Genomic DNA, 15,301 nt, shown 5'->3' with positions numbered 1-15,301 from the left:
TCAGGCGATCTCGACGATGCCTGCACGCGCCAGCGGGAGCGGCCGGCCGAGCTTCTGTCGAGAAGCCCCGGTGCTCACGCTGACACGCTCAGCGAGCTCGTGGGCGACCGCGGTGATAGGAACTCGCAGCTCGATCCGGAAACCGAAGCGGCCCCGTTTGCGACCGAGATGCAAGCGGACATCGTCGCGATCGAGTCGCTCGAAGTCTTCGAAGAACTGCGCGCGGCCGTCAACTTCGACGCAGACCACAGCGACCTCGCGCTCTTGCCCATCCGCGGCCCAGCCTTCTATGGCGAGGACCTCGTGATCTAGGCGAATACGCTCGATGACACCGGCGACCCCTCCAAACAGCATGGGATCGTCCTTGGCGAGCTCCTCTCGCATCGCGGCACTCGCACCGGACACGATCTGGCGATAAGCGCCCATCGCGTCCTCGACCGGGCCGAAGAACGCCATCCGGCCTTCGTCGAGCACGAGTGCCTTATTGCACATGATGCGGACCAATGCGGGGCTATGGCTCGCCAGCACGACAATCCGGCTGCCTTGGAAGCGGCTGCGCATGCGTTGCTGCGCGCGCTCGAGAAATGCCGCATCGCCAGTGCTGAGCCACTCGTCCATCAGCAGAATGTCGGGTTGGATTGCCGTCGAGATGGCGAAGCCGAGCCGCATGCGCTGACCTGCCGACAGGGTGTGCAGCGGATGCCCTGCCTTCGCGGCGAGCCCGGCGAACTGCAGGATGTCCGCGAGAACCGACTTGAGCTGCACACGGCGTAGCCCCATCGCGGTACCACGCAGGAACACGTTCTCGACGACGGTGGCATGCTCGTCGAAGCCGAGGGTGGGGTTGAGCAGCGACTGCGTGCTGCCGCGGCGCTCAACGCGGCCTGTCGTCGGCGGGAAGGCACCGTTCAGTACCCGCAGGAGCGTGGTCTTGCCCGCGCCGTTGAGCCCAAGCAGGCCGATGCGGTCCCCCTCCTCCGCAGTGAAGTCGATACCCGAGAGGATGCGGCGGTGGAGTCGCTCGCGCCCGCCGAGCGAGGCCTTCAGGCTTCCGGCGTCGGCGGTCACGCCCTCCCGCTGGAGGTCGAGCGGCAGCTCGAGTGAAATGGATTGGGCGCGCAGATACGCGTTCATCGACGACCTCACAGCCACACCGGCACGCGACGGGCGAACCGCCCGTACAGGACGGTCGACAGGACTACTGCGCCGAGTGTCAACGCGCCGAGATATGCGTACGTGAGCATCTCGATCGGCTGGCCGAGGACCGGCGCGCGCACCGCCTCCACCATGTGGAAGAGCGGGTTGGCGCGCATCAGCGCACCGCGCAGGGTGCCTTCGGGCGCGGCGTCTGGAAGCCAGACGATGGGCGTGAAGAGGAACAGCGCCAGCATCGCGCTGCCGGTCAGCTCATGGAGGTCCGGCAACCGCGCCCCCAGCAGGCCGAGCAGCACGCTCAGGAACACCAGGTTCACAAGCACGACGGCGAGCCCGAGTGCGGCCGGCGCGACACCCGCCCAGGTGAAATCAGGGGAACCGAGCACCACGATCGCCACGATGGGCAGAGTCAGCACGAAGTAGTAGACCGAGCGGCCGAGGGAGCGCAGCAGGAAGTCGGTCAGGCGCAGGCTTCCGTCGTAGATGTACGCCTGGCTCGCGCTGAAGACGCTGGTCGCGTCCGTGAATACCGTCGAGGCCAACCGGAAGACCGCGAACCCCAGGCCGATATGCGCATAGAACCGTGGCAGGTCGAAGCCCGGCTGCATGGCCCCCATGAACCCACCGATGCCCCAGATGTACACGGCGGTCGGCACGAACAGCCACAGCAGGCCTAGACGGTTGCGACGGTAGCGGCTGACCGTGTCGAGCCAGCTGGCATAGATCCAGTGATCCGGTCGGCGCAGGCTGGCCGCGAGGTGGGCGAAAAGCGACATGGCGGACCTCAGGCGGCGCTCGGCATCTCGAGCCGGCTGATCCGGCTGTCGAGCTCACGCGGCGGGAAGGCGAGCTCGAAGCACTGGCTGTCGAGCGAGAGGTTGGGGTTGTAGGACGGGTCCTGCGCGAGCGCTCCGCCCCAGCGGCGCTTCATGAAGTCGGCCTCGATCGCGAAGCGCGCCTGCTTGGCGGGCGTGTCCTCGGTGCCGCGCGAGGCCGATTCGTGGTGGTAGAGCTCGGCGAATGGGGTCCAGACGTTGAGGTAGCCCATCGCGCGCACGCGCATGCAGAAGTCGATGTCGTTGAACGCGACGGCCAGCCGGTCGTCGAAGCCGCCGACGCGCTCGAAGACGTCGCGGCGGAAGACCATGCAGGCGGCGGTGACCGCGCTCAGGTTCTGCACGACGCGCGCGCGGCTGATGTAGCCGTCCGCGCCGCGCTGCAGGCGGCAGTGCGAATGCCCGGCCACGCCACCGATGCCGAGGATGACACCGGCATGCTGGATGGTGTCGTTCGGGTAGTAGAGCATCGCACCGACGATACCGACCTCCGGGCGCACCGCGTGGCTCGCCATCTCGCGCAGCCAGTCGCCGTGGATCGCCTCGATGTCGTTGTTGAGCAGGCAGACGACGTCGCCCCGCGCGGCGCGCACGCCGCGGTTGACGATGTCGGAGAAATTGAACGGCGCGGGGTAGTCGAGCACCGACACGGCCGGATGGTCCTGCGCCTGCGCGAGGTAGGCGCGCGTGGCGGGGTCGGTCGAGCCGTTGTCGACGATCACGATCTCGAAGCTCGGATAGTCCGTGTGCTCAAGGACGGAGTCCACGCACGTCTGCAGCAGGTCCACGCGGTCGCGCGTGGGGACCACCACGACGACGTGGGGTGCCTTGGCCGGCAGTGCGCGCTCGACGCGGTAGCGGCCGTCGGCGAGCAGGTGCACCTCGCCACGCACGCCGGTGCGGGCGAGATGGTCGGCGACGGCGCGGCGGCCGGCGTCGAGCACGTAGGGCTTCTGCGGCGCGCCGAGCGCGGTCGAGCCCGCCGTCGCACGCCAGTGGTAGAGCACCTTGGGGATGTGCACGATCTGCTCGGCGTCGAGCGTCTCGGTGCAGCGCAGCGCGAGGTCGTGGTCCTGCGCGCCGTCGAAGGCGCTGCGCAGGCGGCCGACTCGATGGACGAGCGCGGTCTCCACCACCATCAGGTGGCAGATGTAGTTGAGCGACGTGAGCAGGTCGGGATTCCACGCCGGCTTGAAATGGGGCGCGTGGCGGTTGCCGGCGTCGTCGATCTTGTCCTCGTCGGTATAGAACAGGCGTGCGGCCGGGAAGCGGTCGATCGCCGAGGCGATCTCCTGCAGCGCGTCGGCGGCGAGCTCGTCGTCGTGGTCGAGGAAGCCGACGAAGCGGCCGCGGGCAATGCCCAGCGCACGATTGGTATTGGCGCTGATGCCCGCCTGGCGCTCGCCGCAAACGATGCGGATGCGCCGGTCGGCGGCGACGTAACCCTCGATCAGGCGCAGCACGTCAGGGTCGGTGGAGGCGTCGTCGGCGATGCACAGCTCCCAGTGCGGCCACGACTGTGCGATCACGCTCTCGACGCAGGCCTGGAGCAGGCGCGGCGGCGTGTTGTGGACGGGCAGCAGCAGGGAGATGAGCGGCACGCCCGCTTTTTCGAGCGCTGCGACGGGCATGGGCTCGGCGGCCGGGGGCGCTTCCGCCGCGAACAGCCGCAGCCACTCGGCGTACCCGCGGTCGGCACGGCGATGGCCGTCCTGATAGCGCGCCACGAGCGCCTGCGCCGCATGGCCGACGCGGCCGCGGACGAGCGCCGCGACGAGTTGGCGGACACAGGCCGCCGCGGTCGCGACGTTGTCGCCGGAGCGCCCGGCGATCGTACGGATCATCGCGGTCGCCGCCTGCAGGCGGCCGATCCGCTGGAGCTGGAGCCGTTCGACGCCGAAACGCGCGCGATGCAGGGTCGGGTCGAAACGCAGGAAGCGCAGCCGCGCCGGGAACACGAGGATCGCGTGGATCCAGCCGTCGGGATCGGGCTCGGGCAGGTCGATGCGTGTCGCCTCGGACAGCCCCTCGCCGTAATCCGGGTACAGGCAGGGCGCGATGACGAAGCCTTCGGCCACCCGGACGCGCAGGCTCAGCCGGTACCAGCCCGGCGCCACGGCGGCGGGGTCATTGCCGGACCGCAGTTCGAACTGGGGATCCTCGCCGGTCGACAGCCAGCCGGCGCCGTCGTCCACGTCGACGGCGTCGATCTGGTGGAGCGGAGTCAGGCTCAGGTCGAGCCTGCGGGGCCGCGGGTCCATGGAATTCGTCCCTGTCGTCGAATCAGACGACGGGCCCAGTGCAAGTCGTGTGCCGCGCCGGCCCCGGCCCCCGGCCCGCGCTCGAAGGCGCTGCTCCGAGTGCAGGCGCAGGGGCATGGTCCGCGGCCGATGTCACGACGCACCCGCCGGCGCAGGGGCCTGAATGGGGCGGTCCGCGCCGCGCGCGCGACGCCGGGAGGACGGGCATCACGGACCGGACGCACCGCTCCGCTGTCGACAGAGGCCGGCCGACCTCGCCGGCGCCGGAAATCCGTCAGCCGGCGAAGCGGTCCGTCGCCTTCACCAGCGCGTCGGTGTTCTCGGCCTCGAAGGCCGAATGGCCCGACGTCGGCGTGATGACGAGCTCGGCCTGCGGCCAGGCGCGATGGAGGTCCCACGCGTTCTGGATCGGGCAGACCACGTCGTAGCGGCCGTGGACGATCACGCCCGGGATGTGCGCGATGCGCGGGGTGTCGCGCAGCAGCTGGTCGTCGGCGTCGAAGAAGCCGCCGTTGACGAAGTAGTGGTTCTCGATGCGCGCGAAGGCGAGCGCGAAGGCCGGCTCCTCGTGGCCGGCGGTGAAGTCGGCGTCGAAGTGCAGGAAGCTCGTCGCGCCCTCCCAGACGCTCCAGGCGCGCGCGGCGGCCAGGCGCGTGGCTTCGTCGTCGCTGGTCAGCCGGCGGTGGTAGGCGCTGATCAGGTCGTGGCGCTCCACCGGCGGGATCGCGTCGATGTAGTGCTGCCAGGCGTCCGGGAACAGGCGCGAGGCGCCCTCCTGGTAGAACCACTCCAACTCCCAGCGGCGCAGCATGAAGATCCCGCGCAACACGAGCTCGGTGACGCGATGCGGATGCGTCTGCGCAAAGGCCAGCGCGAGCGTGGAGCCCCAGGAGCCACCGAAGACCTGCCAGCGCTCGATGCCGAGGTGTTCGCGCAGCGTCTCGATGTCGGCGACGAGGTGCCAGGTCGTGTTGTCGACGAGATCCGCATGCGGCGTCGAGCGGCCCGCGCCCCGCTGGTCGAAGAGCACGATCCGGTACTTCGCGGGGTCGTGGAAGCGGCGCATCTTGGTGCTGCAGCCGCCGCCCGGGCCGCCGTGCAGCATCACCACCGGCTTGCCCTGCGGATTGCCGCACTGCTCGTAGTAGACGCGATGGCGCTCGTCGACCTGCAGGTATCCGGTGTCGAAGGGTTCGATCTCGGGATACAGGGTGCGCATGGAGCGGCCTCGGCGTGCGGGTTCCGCAGTCTAGCCCGGCCGACGGCCGAGGCTCACGCGGTCGCGCCGTTCCAGATCCGGGTGCGTCCCGACGTCGATGAAGCCCGCTGCCTCGAGAAGCGCGCGCACGGCTGCGCCCTGCTCCCAGCCATGCTCCAGCAGCAGCCAGCCGCCCGGCTCGAGGTGCCCCGGCGCATCGGCGACGATCCGGCGGATCGCATCGAGCCCATCGGCGCCCGAGGCGAGGGCCGACATCGGCTCGTGGCGGAGGTCGCCCTGCACGAGGTGCGGGTCGCCCTCGGCGATGTAGGGTGGATTGCTGGCGATCAGGTCGAAGCGCTCGCCGGCGAGCGGCGCAAGCCAGTCGCCTTCGCGGAACTCGACCTGCGACAGCCCGTGCGCGGCGGCATTGCGGCGCGCGACTTCGAGCGCATCGGCGCTGGCGTCCGTCGCCACCACCCGCGCCTGCGGCCGCTCGGCGGCGATCGCGAGCGCGATCGCGCCACTGCCGGTGCCGAGGTCCGCGACGGCGCGCGGACAGGCCGGCAGCCGCTCGAGCGCGAGCTCGACCAGCCGCTCCGTCTCGGGCCGGGGGATCAGCGTGGCCGGGCCGACGACGAGGTCGAGCGTCCAGAAGCCGCGATGCCCGGTGAGGTAGGCGACGGGCTCACCATCGGCGCGACGATCGACCATGCACAGGAAGTCCGCGGCGACGGATGCGTCGACGGCCGCGTCGCCGAAGGCGAACAGCCAAGCGGCAGGGCGACTGAGGACGTGGCCCAGCAGCAGTTCCGCCTCCCCGACGGGCAGCCGTGCACGCGCGCTTCGCAGCAGGTCGTCGACTCGGAGCATGGAGGGCGAACGGATTCGGAGGCGGCCATGGTAGGCGCTGGTCGCAGGCCGCGCGCCATCGCGGACGACCATGCGCGAGCAGCGCGGCCCCCGCGCGAGCGCAGGCCCGCCTTCCGGCATCGGCAGTCGCCCCCCGCGACCGGCGCGCATCATTGATAGCCACCTTCTATCGTGCCGATACCAACCATCAATTTGATGGATGGCTGCGGTCTCACTACCATGCAGGCTTTCCGCTTCCCCACCCCCACGAGGAGTTCCGGATGTCGCTGATCAACAAGCAGGTCCAGCCGTTCAAGGCGCAGGCCTTCCACAACGGCAAGTTCGTCGAGGTCACCGAGAAGAACCTGCAGGGCAAGTGGTCCGTCATCGTCTTCATGCCGGCCGCGTTCACCTTCAACTGCCCGACCGAGGTGGAAGACGCCGCGGAGAACTACGCCGAGTTCCAGGCCAACGGTGCCGAGGTCTATATCGTCACCACCGACACGCATTTCTCGCACAAGGTGTGGCACGAGACGTCCCCGGCCGTGGGCAAGGCGACGTTCCCGCTCGTCGGCGACCCGACGCATGCGCTGACCCGCGCCTTCGACGTGCACATCGACGAGGAAGGTCTCGCGCTGCGCGGCACGTTCATCGTCGACCCGAACGGCGTGGTCAAGGCCTACGAGATCCACGACAACGCGATCGCGCGCGACATGAAGGAAGCGCTGCGCAAGCTCAAGGCCGCCAAGTACGTCGCCGAGCATCCGGGCGAGGTCTGCCCGGCCAAGTGGCAGCAGGGCGCGCACACGCTCAAGCCGTCGCTCGACCTCGTCGGCAAGATCTGATGCATCGCGGAACCCGGGCTCCGGCCCGGGTTCCCTCCCCCGCGGCTGCTTCCGCAAGGCGTCGACGCGCGGTCGACGATTTTCGTAAGCACCCGCATCCCGATTCCACTTCCCCCACGTGGAGGACGCCCCATGCTCGACGCCAGCCTGAAGACCCAGCTCGCGGCCTATCTCGAGAAGCTGCAGCAGCCGATCCAGCTCGTCGCCTCGCTCGACGACAGCGATGCCTCGCGTGAGCTCGAGGCGCTGCTGCAGGACATCGCCACGCTTTCGGACAAGGTCGAGTACCAGCGCCGCGACGACGACGTACGCAAGCCGTCGTTCGCCATCGTGCGCGCCGGCACCGACATCGACGTGCGCTTCGCCGGCATCCCGATGGGCCACGAGTTCACCTCGCTGGTGCTTGCGCTGCTGCAGGTGGGCGGGCATCCGCCGAAGATCGAGGAAGCGGTCCAGAACCAGATCCGCGACCTCGAGGGCGAGTTCCGTTTCGAGACGTACATGTCGCTCTCCTGCCAGAGCTGCCCGGACACGGTGCAGGCGCTCAACGTGATGAGCGTGATCAATCCGAACATCAAGCACGTCGCGATCGATGGCGCGCTGTTCCAGGACGAGGTCGAGGCACGCGGCATCATGTCGGTGCCCACGATCCTCCTCAACGGGCAGCCCTTCGACCATGGCCGCATGACCGTCGAGCAGGTGCTCGCCAAGCTCGACACCGGCGCCGGCGCACGCGCCGCCGAGCAGCTCAGGACGAAGGAGGCCTTCGACGTGCTCGTGGTCGGCGGCGGCCCGGCGGGTGCTGCGGCCGCCATCTATGCCGCACGCAAGGGCATCCGCACGGGCGTCGTGGCCGAGCGCTTCGGCGGCCAGGTGCTCGACACGATGGGCATCGAGAACTTCGTGTCCGTCTCGCATACCGAGGGCCCGAAGCTCGCGATCGCGCTCGAGCAGCACGTGCGTGAGTACGAGGTCGACGTGATGAACCTGCAGCGGGCCGCGAAGCTGCATCCCGCCGGGCGCGACGGTCTGGTTGGCGTCGAGCTCGAGAACGGCGCCACGCTGCGCGCGAAGAGCGTGATCCTCTCGACCGGCGCGCGTTGGCGGCAGATGGGCGTGCCCGGCGAGGAGCAGTACAGGAACAAGGGCGTGGCCTACTGCCCGCATTGCGACGGTCCACTCTTCAAGGGCAAGCGCGTCGCGGTGATCGGCGGCGGCAATTCGGGCGTGGAGGCCGCGATCGACCTCGCGGGCATCGTCGCGCACGTCACGCTGATCGAGTTCGACACGAAGCTGCGTGCGGACGAGGTGCTGCAGCGCAAGCTGCGCAGCCTGCCGAACGTCGAGATCGTGGTGAACGGCCAGACCACCGAGGTACTGGGCGACGGTGCGAAGGTGACGGGCTTGGTCGTCCGGGACCGCGCCGCCGGCGAACTGCGCACGATCGAGCTTGAAGGCGTCTTCGTGCAGATCGGCCTGCTGCCGAACACCGAGTGGCTCAAGGGGACGGTCGAGCTCAGCCCGCGCGGCGAGATCGTGATCGACGACCGCGGCGCCACCAACCTGCCCGGCGTGTTCGCCGCGGGCGACGCCACCACGGTGCCCTACAAGCAGATCGTGATCGCGATGGGCGCGGGCTCGACGGCGGCGCTGAGTGCGTTCGACCACCTGATCCGCACGTCCGCGCCGGCCGAAGCATCCGTCCAGGCCGCGGCCGCGTAACAGCAAGGGGCCGGGCATCACCCGGGCGAGTGGCTGCGACGACCGACCGAAGCGGTCGTCGCCCGGGAGGGCCCGTGCGCCGAAGGCGCGTGCGGGCCCTTCGCTTTTCCGCCGCGGGCCCGCGTGCCGATCGGCAATACTTGCGCGGCACGGCCGCCGGAGACGGAACACCTTGAACCTGCGCGACCTCAAATACCTCGTCGCCCTCGCCGACCACCGCCACTTCGGACGCGCGGCGGCGGCGAGCTTCGTCAGCCAGCCCACGCTGTCCACGCAGATCCGCAAGCTGGAGGACGAACTCGGGGTCGCGCTCGTGGAGCGCGCGCCGCGCCGCGTGATGCTCACGCCGGTGGGCCGCGAGGTCGCCGAGCGCGCCCGCAAGATCATTTCCGACGTCGAACAGATGGGCGAGCTCGCCCGACGCAGCCGCGATCCCGAAGCGGGCACGGTGCGGCTCGGCCTGTTCCCGACGCTTGGCCCCTACCTGCTGCCGCACGTACTGCCGGGCGTGCGAAGGCGCTTTCCCCGGCTCGAGCTGCTGCTGGTCGAGGAGAAGACCGACCAGATCCTGGCGCGCCTGCGCGACGGCCGGCTCGACGCCGGCATCCTCGCCCTGCCCGTGCACGACGACCAGTTGAACGTCGAGCCGTTGTTCGACGAGCCCTTCGTGCTGGCCGCGCCGCGCGAGCATCCGGTCGCCGCGCAGGCCACGCTGCTGCCCGACGACCTGCGCGACCTCGGTCTGCTGCTGCTCGAGGAAGGCCATTGCCTGCGCGACCAGGCGCTCGACGTCTGCCACACCGTCGGCGCCGGCGAGCGCGATGGTTTCCGCGCGACGTCGCTGGAGACGCTCCGCCAGATGGTCGCCGCCGGCGTCGGCCTCACGCTGCTGCCCGTGCTCGCAGTGCAGCCGCCGGTGCCGCCCTCGCCCGAAATCGCACTCGTACCGTTCGAAGCGCCGGCGCCGCACCGGCGTATCGCGATGGTCTGGCGGCGCAGCTCGGCGATGGGCACGTTCCTGGGCCAGCTCGCCGCGCATTTCCGGGCGATCCCCACCACGCTGCTGACGCCGCCGGCGGCCACCACGCGCCGGCGCAGGGCGCGTACGTGAAGGCGTCGGCCGTCGACTTGAGGCGCCTGCCGTGAACGGCCGCGTGCTGATCGTCCTCGTGCTGCTGCTCGCGGCCTGGGTCTGGTGGCTGTCGCCCTTGTCGCCGCGCGAGGCCTCGGTCCTGCCGGAAACGGCGACCGGGCTCGCGCGCTGCCCGCCGCCGCCACGCGGGGCACCGTTCGCCGCCCCGCTGCAGAGCCCCGTGCCGCGGGGCCTCGGCGCATTCCGGCTGTCGGCGGCCACGCTGCAGCCGCTCGCCGGCATCTCCATCGACGCACGCGTGCTCGGCCGTGAGGACTATCGCCTCGGCCGCGAGTCGGATCTCTCGCCCACCGACCTCGCGCTGGGCTGGGGCCGCATGCGCGACGACGACGTGCTGTCGCGGCTCGACATCAGCCAGTCCGGCCGCTGGTACTACTACCGCTGGCAGGATGCCCCGCCGCTGCCGCCGGACGAGATCGTGCGCACCAGCGCGAACATGCACATGATTCCGGCCGACGCGTCGGTCGCGCGCGCACTCGCCCGCGTCGATGCCGACCAGCGCGTGCGCATCGAGGGCTGGCTGGTGGAGGCGCAGGCGAGCGACGGCTGGAGCTGGCGCAGCTCGCTCACGCGCGACGACAGTGGCGACGGCGCCTGCGAAGTCGTCTACGTCTGCTCGCTGCAGGTGCTCTGACGCAGGCCGCGCAGTCGCATCAGGCGCCCGTGCCGACCGGGCAGCTCACGCCGGTCCCCCCGAGCCCGCAGTAGCCGTTCGGAATCTTCGACAGGTACTGCTGGTGCTCGTCCTCGGCGTAGTAGAACGGCGGCGCCGGGTAACGGATCTCGGTGGTGATGCTGCCGAGCCCGGCCTCGTGCAGGCGCTCCTGGTAGGCATCGCGGCTGCGCAGCGCCGCCTCGTGTTGCGCCTGCGTGGTGCAGTAGATCGCCGAGCGGTACTGCGTGCCGACGTCGTTGCCCTGGCGCATGCCCTGCGTGGGGTCGTGGCCCTCCCAGAACGCGCGCAGCAGTGCGTCGAAACCGATGCGCGCCGGGTCGTAGACCACGAGCACGGCCTCGGTATGACCGGTCTGGCCGCTGCACACCTCGCGATACGTCGGGTTCGGCGTCTCCCCGCCCGCATAGCCGACGGCCGTGGTGTACACGCCGTCGAGCGTCCAGAACAGGCGCTCCGCACCCCAGAAACAGCCCAGGCCGAACTGCACCTGCTCGAGCCCCTCGAAGGCATCCCGCAGCGGACGGCCATGGACGTGGTGGCGATTGTCGAGCGGCAGCGCGACGTCGCGCCCCGGCAGGGCTTCGCCCGCACGCGGCAGGCGCTGCTTCCAGGCGCCGATTCCGAGCAGCTTGTCGAGCATGTCGCTTCTCCTCAGGCCAGCTTCTCGCTGGCTTCGATGACTTCGGGCTCCGCGGCCGCGGCGGCCTCCCACTCCCGCATGGCCGGCAGTGCGCGGATCGCCTCCATGTAGCGCGCGACCGTCGCATCGACCGCTACGCCGTAGCCGGCGAAGCGCATCACCACGGGCGCGAACATCGCGTCGACGATGCCGAAGCGGCCGCAGAGGAACGGGCCGTCCGCCGGCGCCTTCGCCAGCAGTGCCGTCCACAGCTCGATGACGCGGTCGATGTCGGCCTGCGCGGCCTCGCCCCAGGTGTAGGCGTCGGGCCGGCGCCGGCAGTTCATCGGCAGGCGGCTGCGGAGCAGCGCGAAGCCCGAGTGCATCTCGGCGGCCGCGGCGCGCGCGAACGCCCGGCGTGCGCGGTCGGCCGGCCAGCGCGTACCGTCGAGCCAGCGCTCGTTGGCGTATTCGCAGATCGCGAGCGAGTCCCAGACCACCACGTCGCCATCGTGCAGCACCGGCACGCGCCGGGTCGGCGACAGCGCCGCGATCGCATGGTGGTACTCGGCCGTGCCGAGCGCGAGGCGGCGCTCCTCGAAGTCCACGCCGGCCTCGCGCAGCAGCAGCCACGGACGCAGCGACCAGGACGAGTAGTTCTTGTTGCCGATGACGAGCAGGGGACGGGTCATTCGCAATGCCGGTGGACGACGGCCCGCGAGGTTGCCGGCGCCGCGGCAGGCGCGCGAGTGCCGGAAGGCCGGGTCGGCTCAGGCCGGCTGCGGGAGGGCATCGGCATCGGGCTCCGGCGGCGGGCCCTCGCCGAAGCCCAGTGCCTGCACGATCGCCGCGGCCTCGGCCTGCGCCGACTCGGGCACACAGACCTGCACCACGCCGAAGGCCGGCAGTTCGCCGACTCCACCCATCAGCGCCTCGCCACGGACGAACGCCGGGATGCCGGCGTCCTCCAGTGCATGGCGCACGAGGTGCGCGTCGATCAGGTTCGCCGCGTCGTAGATGACGAGCATGGGCGCATCCGAGGCCGGCCGGGTCGGCTCCCGCTACACTGCGTGGCTACCCCGCAGCAACGCAAGCGCCACATGTCCGCATCGCCCGAGAACGCCACGCCCGAGATCGGCGTGAAGAACGACTTCATCCGCCAGATCCTCCGCGAGGACCTCGCGAGCGGGAAGCACGCGGCGATCCGCACGCGCTTTCCGCCGGAGCCGAACGGCTACCTGCACATCGGCCACGCGAAGGCGATCTGCCTGGACTTCGGCGTCGCCGCGGAGTTCGGCGGCAGCTGCAACCTGCGCCTGGACGACACCAATCCCGCGAAGGAAGACCCCGAGTACGTGCGGGCGATCCAGGATGACGTACGGTGGCTCGGCTTCGAATGGAACGCGCTGCGGCATGCGTCGGACTATTTCGAAGTCTTCTACCTCGCGGCCGAGAAGCTGATCCGGCAGGGCGACGCCTACGTGGACGACCTCACCGCCGAGCAGGTGCGTGAGTACCGCGGCACGCTCACCGAGCCCGGCCGCCCATCGCCCTTCCGCGAGCGCAGCGTCGAAGAAAACCTCGACCACTTCCGCCGCATGCGTGCCGGCGAGTTCGCCGACGGCGCACGCACGCTGCGCGCGAAGATCGACATGTCGAGCGGCAACATCAACCTGCGCGATCCGGCGCTCTACCGCATCAAGCACGTCGAGCACCAGAACACCGGCGCTGCCTGGTGCATCTACCCGATGTACGACTATGCGCATTCGCTGTCCGACGCGATCGAGGGCATCACGCATTCGCTGTGCACGCTCGAGTTCGAGGACCATCGCCCGCTCTACGACTGGTGCGTGGAGAAGGTCGACCTCGTCGGCACGCCGGCGCTGCTGCAGCCGCTGCTCGACAAGGGGCTGCCGAAGGAAGCCGCGCGCCCGCGCCAGATCGAGTTCTCGCGCCTGAACTTCAACTACCTCGTCATGAGCAAGCGCAAGCTGCTCGCGATGGTGAACGACGGGCTCGTCGACGGCTGGGACGATCCGCGCATGCCGACGCTGCAGGGCATCCGCCGCCGCGGCTACACGCCGGGCGCGCTGCGGCTCATGGTCGACCGCGTGGGCATCTCCAAGCAGAACTCGCTGCTCGACATCTCGATCCTGGAAGGCGCGCTGCGCGACGACCTCGACGCCACCGCGCAGCGCCGCATGGGCGTGGTCGATCCGCTGAAGCTCGTCATCACCAACCTGCCGGACGGCCACGAGGAATCGCTCACATTCTCGAACCATCCGAAGGACGAGTCCGCTGGCGAACGCACCGTGCCGTTCTCCAACGTGCTGTGGATCGAGCGCGAGGATTTCGAGGAAGTGCCGCCGAAGGGCTTCAAGCGCCTCACCGTCGGCGGCGACGTCCGCCTGCGCGGCGCGGGCATCGTGCGCTGCGACGAGGTCATCAAGGACGGTTCCGGCCGGGTGGTCGAGGTGCGCTGCACGCTCGATCCCGAATCGCGCCCGGGCATGGAGGGCGCGAACCGCAAAGTGAAGGGCACGATCCACTGGGTGAGTGCGGCGCATGCCGTCGAAGCCGAGATCCGCCTGTACGACCGTCTCTTCACCGTGCCGAATCCGGACACGGACGAGGACGGCAAGACCTACCGGGACTACCTCAATCCGGAATCGCGCCGCGTCGTGACGGGCTACGTCGAGCCCGCCGCCGCGCAGGCCGCGCCGGAGACGAGCTTCCAGTTCGAGCGCATCGGCTACTTCGTCGCCGACCGCTACGACCACACGGCCGAGCGCCCCGCGTTCAACCGCAGCGTCACGCTGCGTGACACGCGGTCCGGCAAGGCTTGATCGCACCCACCGGGAGACCCGCCATGCGTACGCCCCTTCTCGTGCTGTTGCTGACGTCCCTCTTCGCCCTCGGCGCCTGCACGATGCCCGGCGGGTCCACGGACGGTACCGCCACCGGCGACACCCGCGCCGACGCCCCCGAGCGTGACGCGGGTCGTGGTGCGGCCGGTGACACGGCGGCGTCCACGCCCGCCGCACCCGCGCCGGCGAGCGACGCCGCGGCGGTCAAGCCGGGCGCCGCCGCGCGCCTCGAGGGGGAGGTCAAGGCACCCCCGATGAGCGCCCCGACGCCGCCTGCAGGCGCCTCGGCGGGCGCGGTCGACCGGAGCTGCCGCACCGATGCGGACTGCGCGGTCAAGAACGTCGGCAGTTGCTGCGGCGCGATGCCGGCCTGCGTCAACGTCGGCGCGAAGCCCGACGTAGCCGCGGTGCAGGCGCAGTGCCAGCGCGAAGGCATGTCGTCCGTCTGCGGCTTCAAGGAGATCCAGGGCTGCGCCTGCGTGGCCGGCACGTGCCAGGACGGTTCGGGAGGCGCGGTCGACCGCTGATGCTCTACGCGCAGATCCATCTCACCCTGCCCGCCTGGGTCCACGAGCTCGTCGACACGGCGCCCGCGTATCCCACCGACGACGACAAGGTCGCACTCGCCGTCCGCCTGTCCGCGCTCAATGTCGAGCACGCCTCGGGCGGCCCCTTCGGCGCCGCCGTGTTCGGCCCGGACGACCGCATCGTCGCCGTCGGTGTGAACCGCGTGCTGCCGCATTCGTGCTCGCTCGCGCATGCCGAAACGATGGCCTACATGCTCGCGCAGCAGCGCACGCAACGCGCCCGCCTCAATGAGGACGCGGACGGCACGCGCATCGGCCCCGTCACGCTCGCGACCAGCGCGCAGCCCTGCTGCCAGTGCTACGGCGCGACGGTCTGGGCGGGCGTCGACCGTCTTCTGATCGGCGCGCGCGCCGAGGACGTCGAGGCGCTTACCGAGTTCGACGAAGGCCCGCTGCCCGCGGACTGGATCGGCGAGCTCGCGCGCCGCGGCATCGAGGTGGTGCGCGACGTGCATCGCGAGGCCGCCTGCGCGGTGCTCGCCCGATATGGCGAGACCGGCGGGCGGCGTTACTGACGTGGCCGGTCGGAC

14 protein-coding genes and 1 pseudogene are annotated in these 15,301 nt (G+C 70.4%); 7 read left to right on the top strand and 8 right to left on the bottom strand.

All coding sequences use genetic code 11. From position 1 onward, the window contains the following. The 5 genes from ACYVJJ_RS06155 to prmC all read right to left on the bottom strand — a co-directional run bounded on the left by ACYVJJ_RS06155 (position 1) and on the right by prmC (position 6,323). Positions 1 to 1,134 carry an ABC transporter ATP-binding protein gene (locus tag ACYVJJ_RS06155; protein WP_460831997.1) on the bottom strand — a complete coding sequence of 378 codons (1,134 nt, stop codon included), beginning with the start codon at positions 1,132 to 1,134 and terminating at the stop codon, positions 1 to 3. An 8-nt stretch (positions 1,135 to 1,142) separates the two neighbouring features. Next, on the bottom strand, positions 1,143 to 1,931 hold the full coding sequence (locus tag ACYVJJ_RS06150) for an ABC transporter permease (RefSeq protein ID WP_460831996.1): 789 nt from the start codon (positions 1,929 to 1,931) through the stop codon (positions 1,143 to 1,145). A gap of 8 nt (positions 1,932 to 1,939) precedes the next feature. Further along, positions 1,940 to 4,252, bottom strand: a complete 2,313-nt coding sequence (locus ACYVJJ_RS06145; protein ID WP_460831994.1) for a glycosyltransferase — start codon at positions 4,250 to 4,252, stop codon at positions 1,940 to 1,942. Positions 4,253 to 4,526: 274 nt separating this feature from the next. Then, positions 4,527 to 5,471 (bottom strand): prolyl aminopeptidase, encoded by a 945-nt coding sequence (pip, locus tag ACYVJJ_RS06140; RefSeq protein ID WP_460831993.1) that lies wholly within the window; start codon positions 5,469 to 5,471, stop codon positions 4,527 to 4,529. A 30-nt stretch (positions 5,472 to 5,501) separates the two neighbouring features. Continuing rightward, a complete protein-coding gene (prmC, locus tag ACYVJJ_RS06135; protein WP_460831992.1) occupies positions 5,502 to 6,323 on the bottom strand; it encodes a peptide chain release factor N(5)-glutamine methyltransferase in 822 nt (273 codons plus the stop codon). Positions 6,324 to 6,583: 260 nt separating this feature from the next. On the opposite strand from prmC, the gene ahpC reads away from it, so the two are divergent. From ahpC to ACYVJJ_RS06115, 4 genes are all read left to right on the top strand, one after another. Then, positions 6,584 to 7,147 carry an alkyl hydroperoxide reductase subunit C gene (gene ahpC / locus ACYVJJ_RS06130; protein ID WP_460831990.1) on the top strand — a complete coding sequence of 188 codons (564 nt, stop codon included), beginning with the start codon at positions 6,584 to 6,586 and terminating at the stop codon, positions 7,145 to 7,147. Positions 7,148 to 7,279: 132 nt separating this feature from the next. Next, positions 7,280 to 8,869: an alkyl hydroperoxide reductase subunit F gene (gene ahpF / locus ACYVJJ_RS06125; RefSeq protein WP_460831988.1), complete on the top strand. Its 1,590-nt coding sequence runs from the start codon at positions 7,280 to 7,282 to the stop codon at positions 8,867 to 8,869. 172 nt (positions 8,870 to 9,041) lie between these two features. Next, complete coding sequence (locus ACYVJJ_RS06120; protein ID WP_460831986.1) at positions 9,042 to 9,980, top strand: LysR substrate-binding domain-containing protein; 939 nt, start codon at positions 9,042 to 9,044, stop codon at positions 9,978 to 9,980. A gap of 31 nt (positions 9,981 to 10,011) precedes the next feature. Beyond that, positions 10,012 to 10,656 carry a hypothetical protein gene (locus ACYVJJ_RS06115; RefSeq protein WP_460831985.1) on the top strand — a complete coding sequence of 215 codons (645 nt, stop codon included), beginning with the start codon at positions 10,012 to 10,014 and terminating at the stop codon, positions 10,654 to 10,656. A 19-nt stretch (positions 10,657 to 10,675) separates the two neighbouring features. On the opposite strand, the gene msrA is transcribed toward ACYVJJ_RS06115, so the two are convergent. From msrA to ACYVJJ_RS06100, 3 genes are all read right to left on the bottom strand, one after another. After that, entirely contained in the window at positions 10,676 to 11,326 is a 651-nt protein-coding gene (gene msrA, locus ACYVJJ_RS06110) for a peptide-methionine (S)-S-oxide reductase MsrA (protein WP_460832062.1), read from the bottom strand. A 23-nt stretch (positions 11,327 to 11,349) separates the two neighbouring features. Further along, positions 11,350 to 12,009: a glutathione S-transferase family protein gene (locus tag ACYVJJ_RS06105; RefSeq protein ID WP_460831983.1), complete on the bottom strand. Its 660-nt coding sequence runs from the start codon at positions 12,007 to 12,009 to the stop codon at positions 11,350 to 11,352. 78 nt (positions 12,010 to 12,087) lie between these two features. Next, the gene (locus ACYVJJ_RS06100) at positions 12,088 to 12,345 is read right to left on the bottom strand and encodes a putative signal transducing protein (protein WP_460831981.1); all 258 of its coding nucleotides are present in this window, start codon (positions 12,343 to 12,345) and stop codon (positions 12,088 to 12,090) included. Positions 12,346 to 12,417: 72 nt separating this feature from the next. On the opposite strand from ACYVJJ_RS06100, the gene ACYVJJ_RS06095 reads away from it, so the two are divergent. From ACYVJJ_RS06095 to ACYVJJ_RS06085, 3 genes and pseudogenes are all read left to right on the top strand, one after another. Next, positions 12,418 to 14,163, top strand: coding sequence for a glutamine--tRNA ligase/YqeY domain fusion protein (locus ACYVJJ_RS06095; RefSeq protein WP_460831979.1), 1,746 nt, complete (start codon positions 12,418 to 12,420; stop codon positions 14,161 to 14,163). Positions 14,164 to 14,438: 275 nt separating this feature from the next. Continuing rightward, positions 14,439 to 14,678 (top strand): annotated as a pseudogene (locus ACYVJJ_RS06090) (hypothetical protein); the annotation flags it as partial. Between the two features lie 32 nt (positions 14,679 to 14,710). Further along, positions 14,711 to 15,286: a nucleoside deaminase gene (locus tag ACYVJJ_RS06085; protein ID WP_460831977.1), complete on the top strand. Its 576-nt coding sequence runs from the start codon at positions 14,711 to 14,713 to the stop codon at positions 15,284 to 15,286. Positions 15,287 to 15,301 lie beyond the last annotated feature (15 nt).

The organism is Lysobacter humi (ex Lee et al. 2017), assembly GCF_054781815.1.
Note: the sequence above shows the minus strand (reverse complement) of the source record. Positions and strands in the feature narration are given on the sequence as shown.

Excerpts from the sequence above, each read along its gene's own strand:
- pip (WP_460831993.1), bottom strand. The coding sequence starts at position 5,471 with ATGCGCACCCTGTATCCCGAGATCGAACCCTTCGACACCGGATACCTG.
- ACYVJJ_RS06105 (WP_460831983.1), bottom strand. The coding sequence starts at position 12,009 with ATGACCCGTCCCCTGCTCGTCATCGGCAACAAGAACTACTCGTCCTGG.
- prmC (WP_460831992.1), bottom strand. The coding sequence starts at position 6,323 with ATGCTCCGAGTCGACGACCTGCTGCGAAGCGCGCGTGCACGGCTGCCC.
- ahpC (WP_460831990.1), top strand. The coding sequence starts at position 6,584 with ATGTCGCTGATCAACAAGCAGGTCCAGCCGTTCAAGGCGCAGGCCTTC.
- ACYVJJ_RS06095 (WP_460831979.1), top strand. The coding sequence starts at position 12,418 with ATGTCCGCATCGCCCGAGAACGCCACGCCCGAGATCGGCGTGAAGAAC.
- ACYVJJ_RS06155 (WP_460831997.1), bottom strand. The coding sequence starts at position 1,134 with ATGAACGCGTATCTGCGCGCCCAATCCATTTCACTCGAGCTGCCGCTC.
- ahpF (WP_460831988.1), top strand. The coding sequence starts at position 7,280 with ATGCTCGACGCCAGCCTGAAGACCCAGCTCGCGGCCTATCTCGAGAAG.
- ACYVJJ_RS06150 (WP_460831996.1), bottom strand. The coding sequence starts at position 1,931 with ATGTCGCTTTTCGCCCACCTCGCGGCCAGCCTGCGCCGACCGGATCAC.
- ACYVJJ_RS06145 (WP_460831994.1), bottom strand. The coding sequence starts at position 4,252 with ATGGACCCGCGGCCCCGCAGGCTCGACCTGAGCCTGACTCCGCTCCAC.
- ACYVJJ_RS06085 (WP_460831977.1), top strand. The coding sequence starts at position 14,711 with ATGCTCTACGCGCAGATCCATCTCACCCTGCCCGCCTGGGTCCACGAG.
- ACYVJJ_RS06100 (WP_460831981.1), bottom strand. The coding sequence starts at position 12,345 with ATGCTCGTCATCTACGACGCGGCGAACCTGATCGACGCGCACCTCGTG.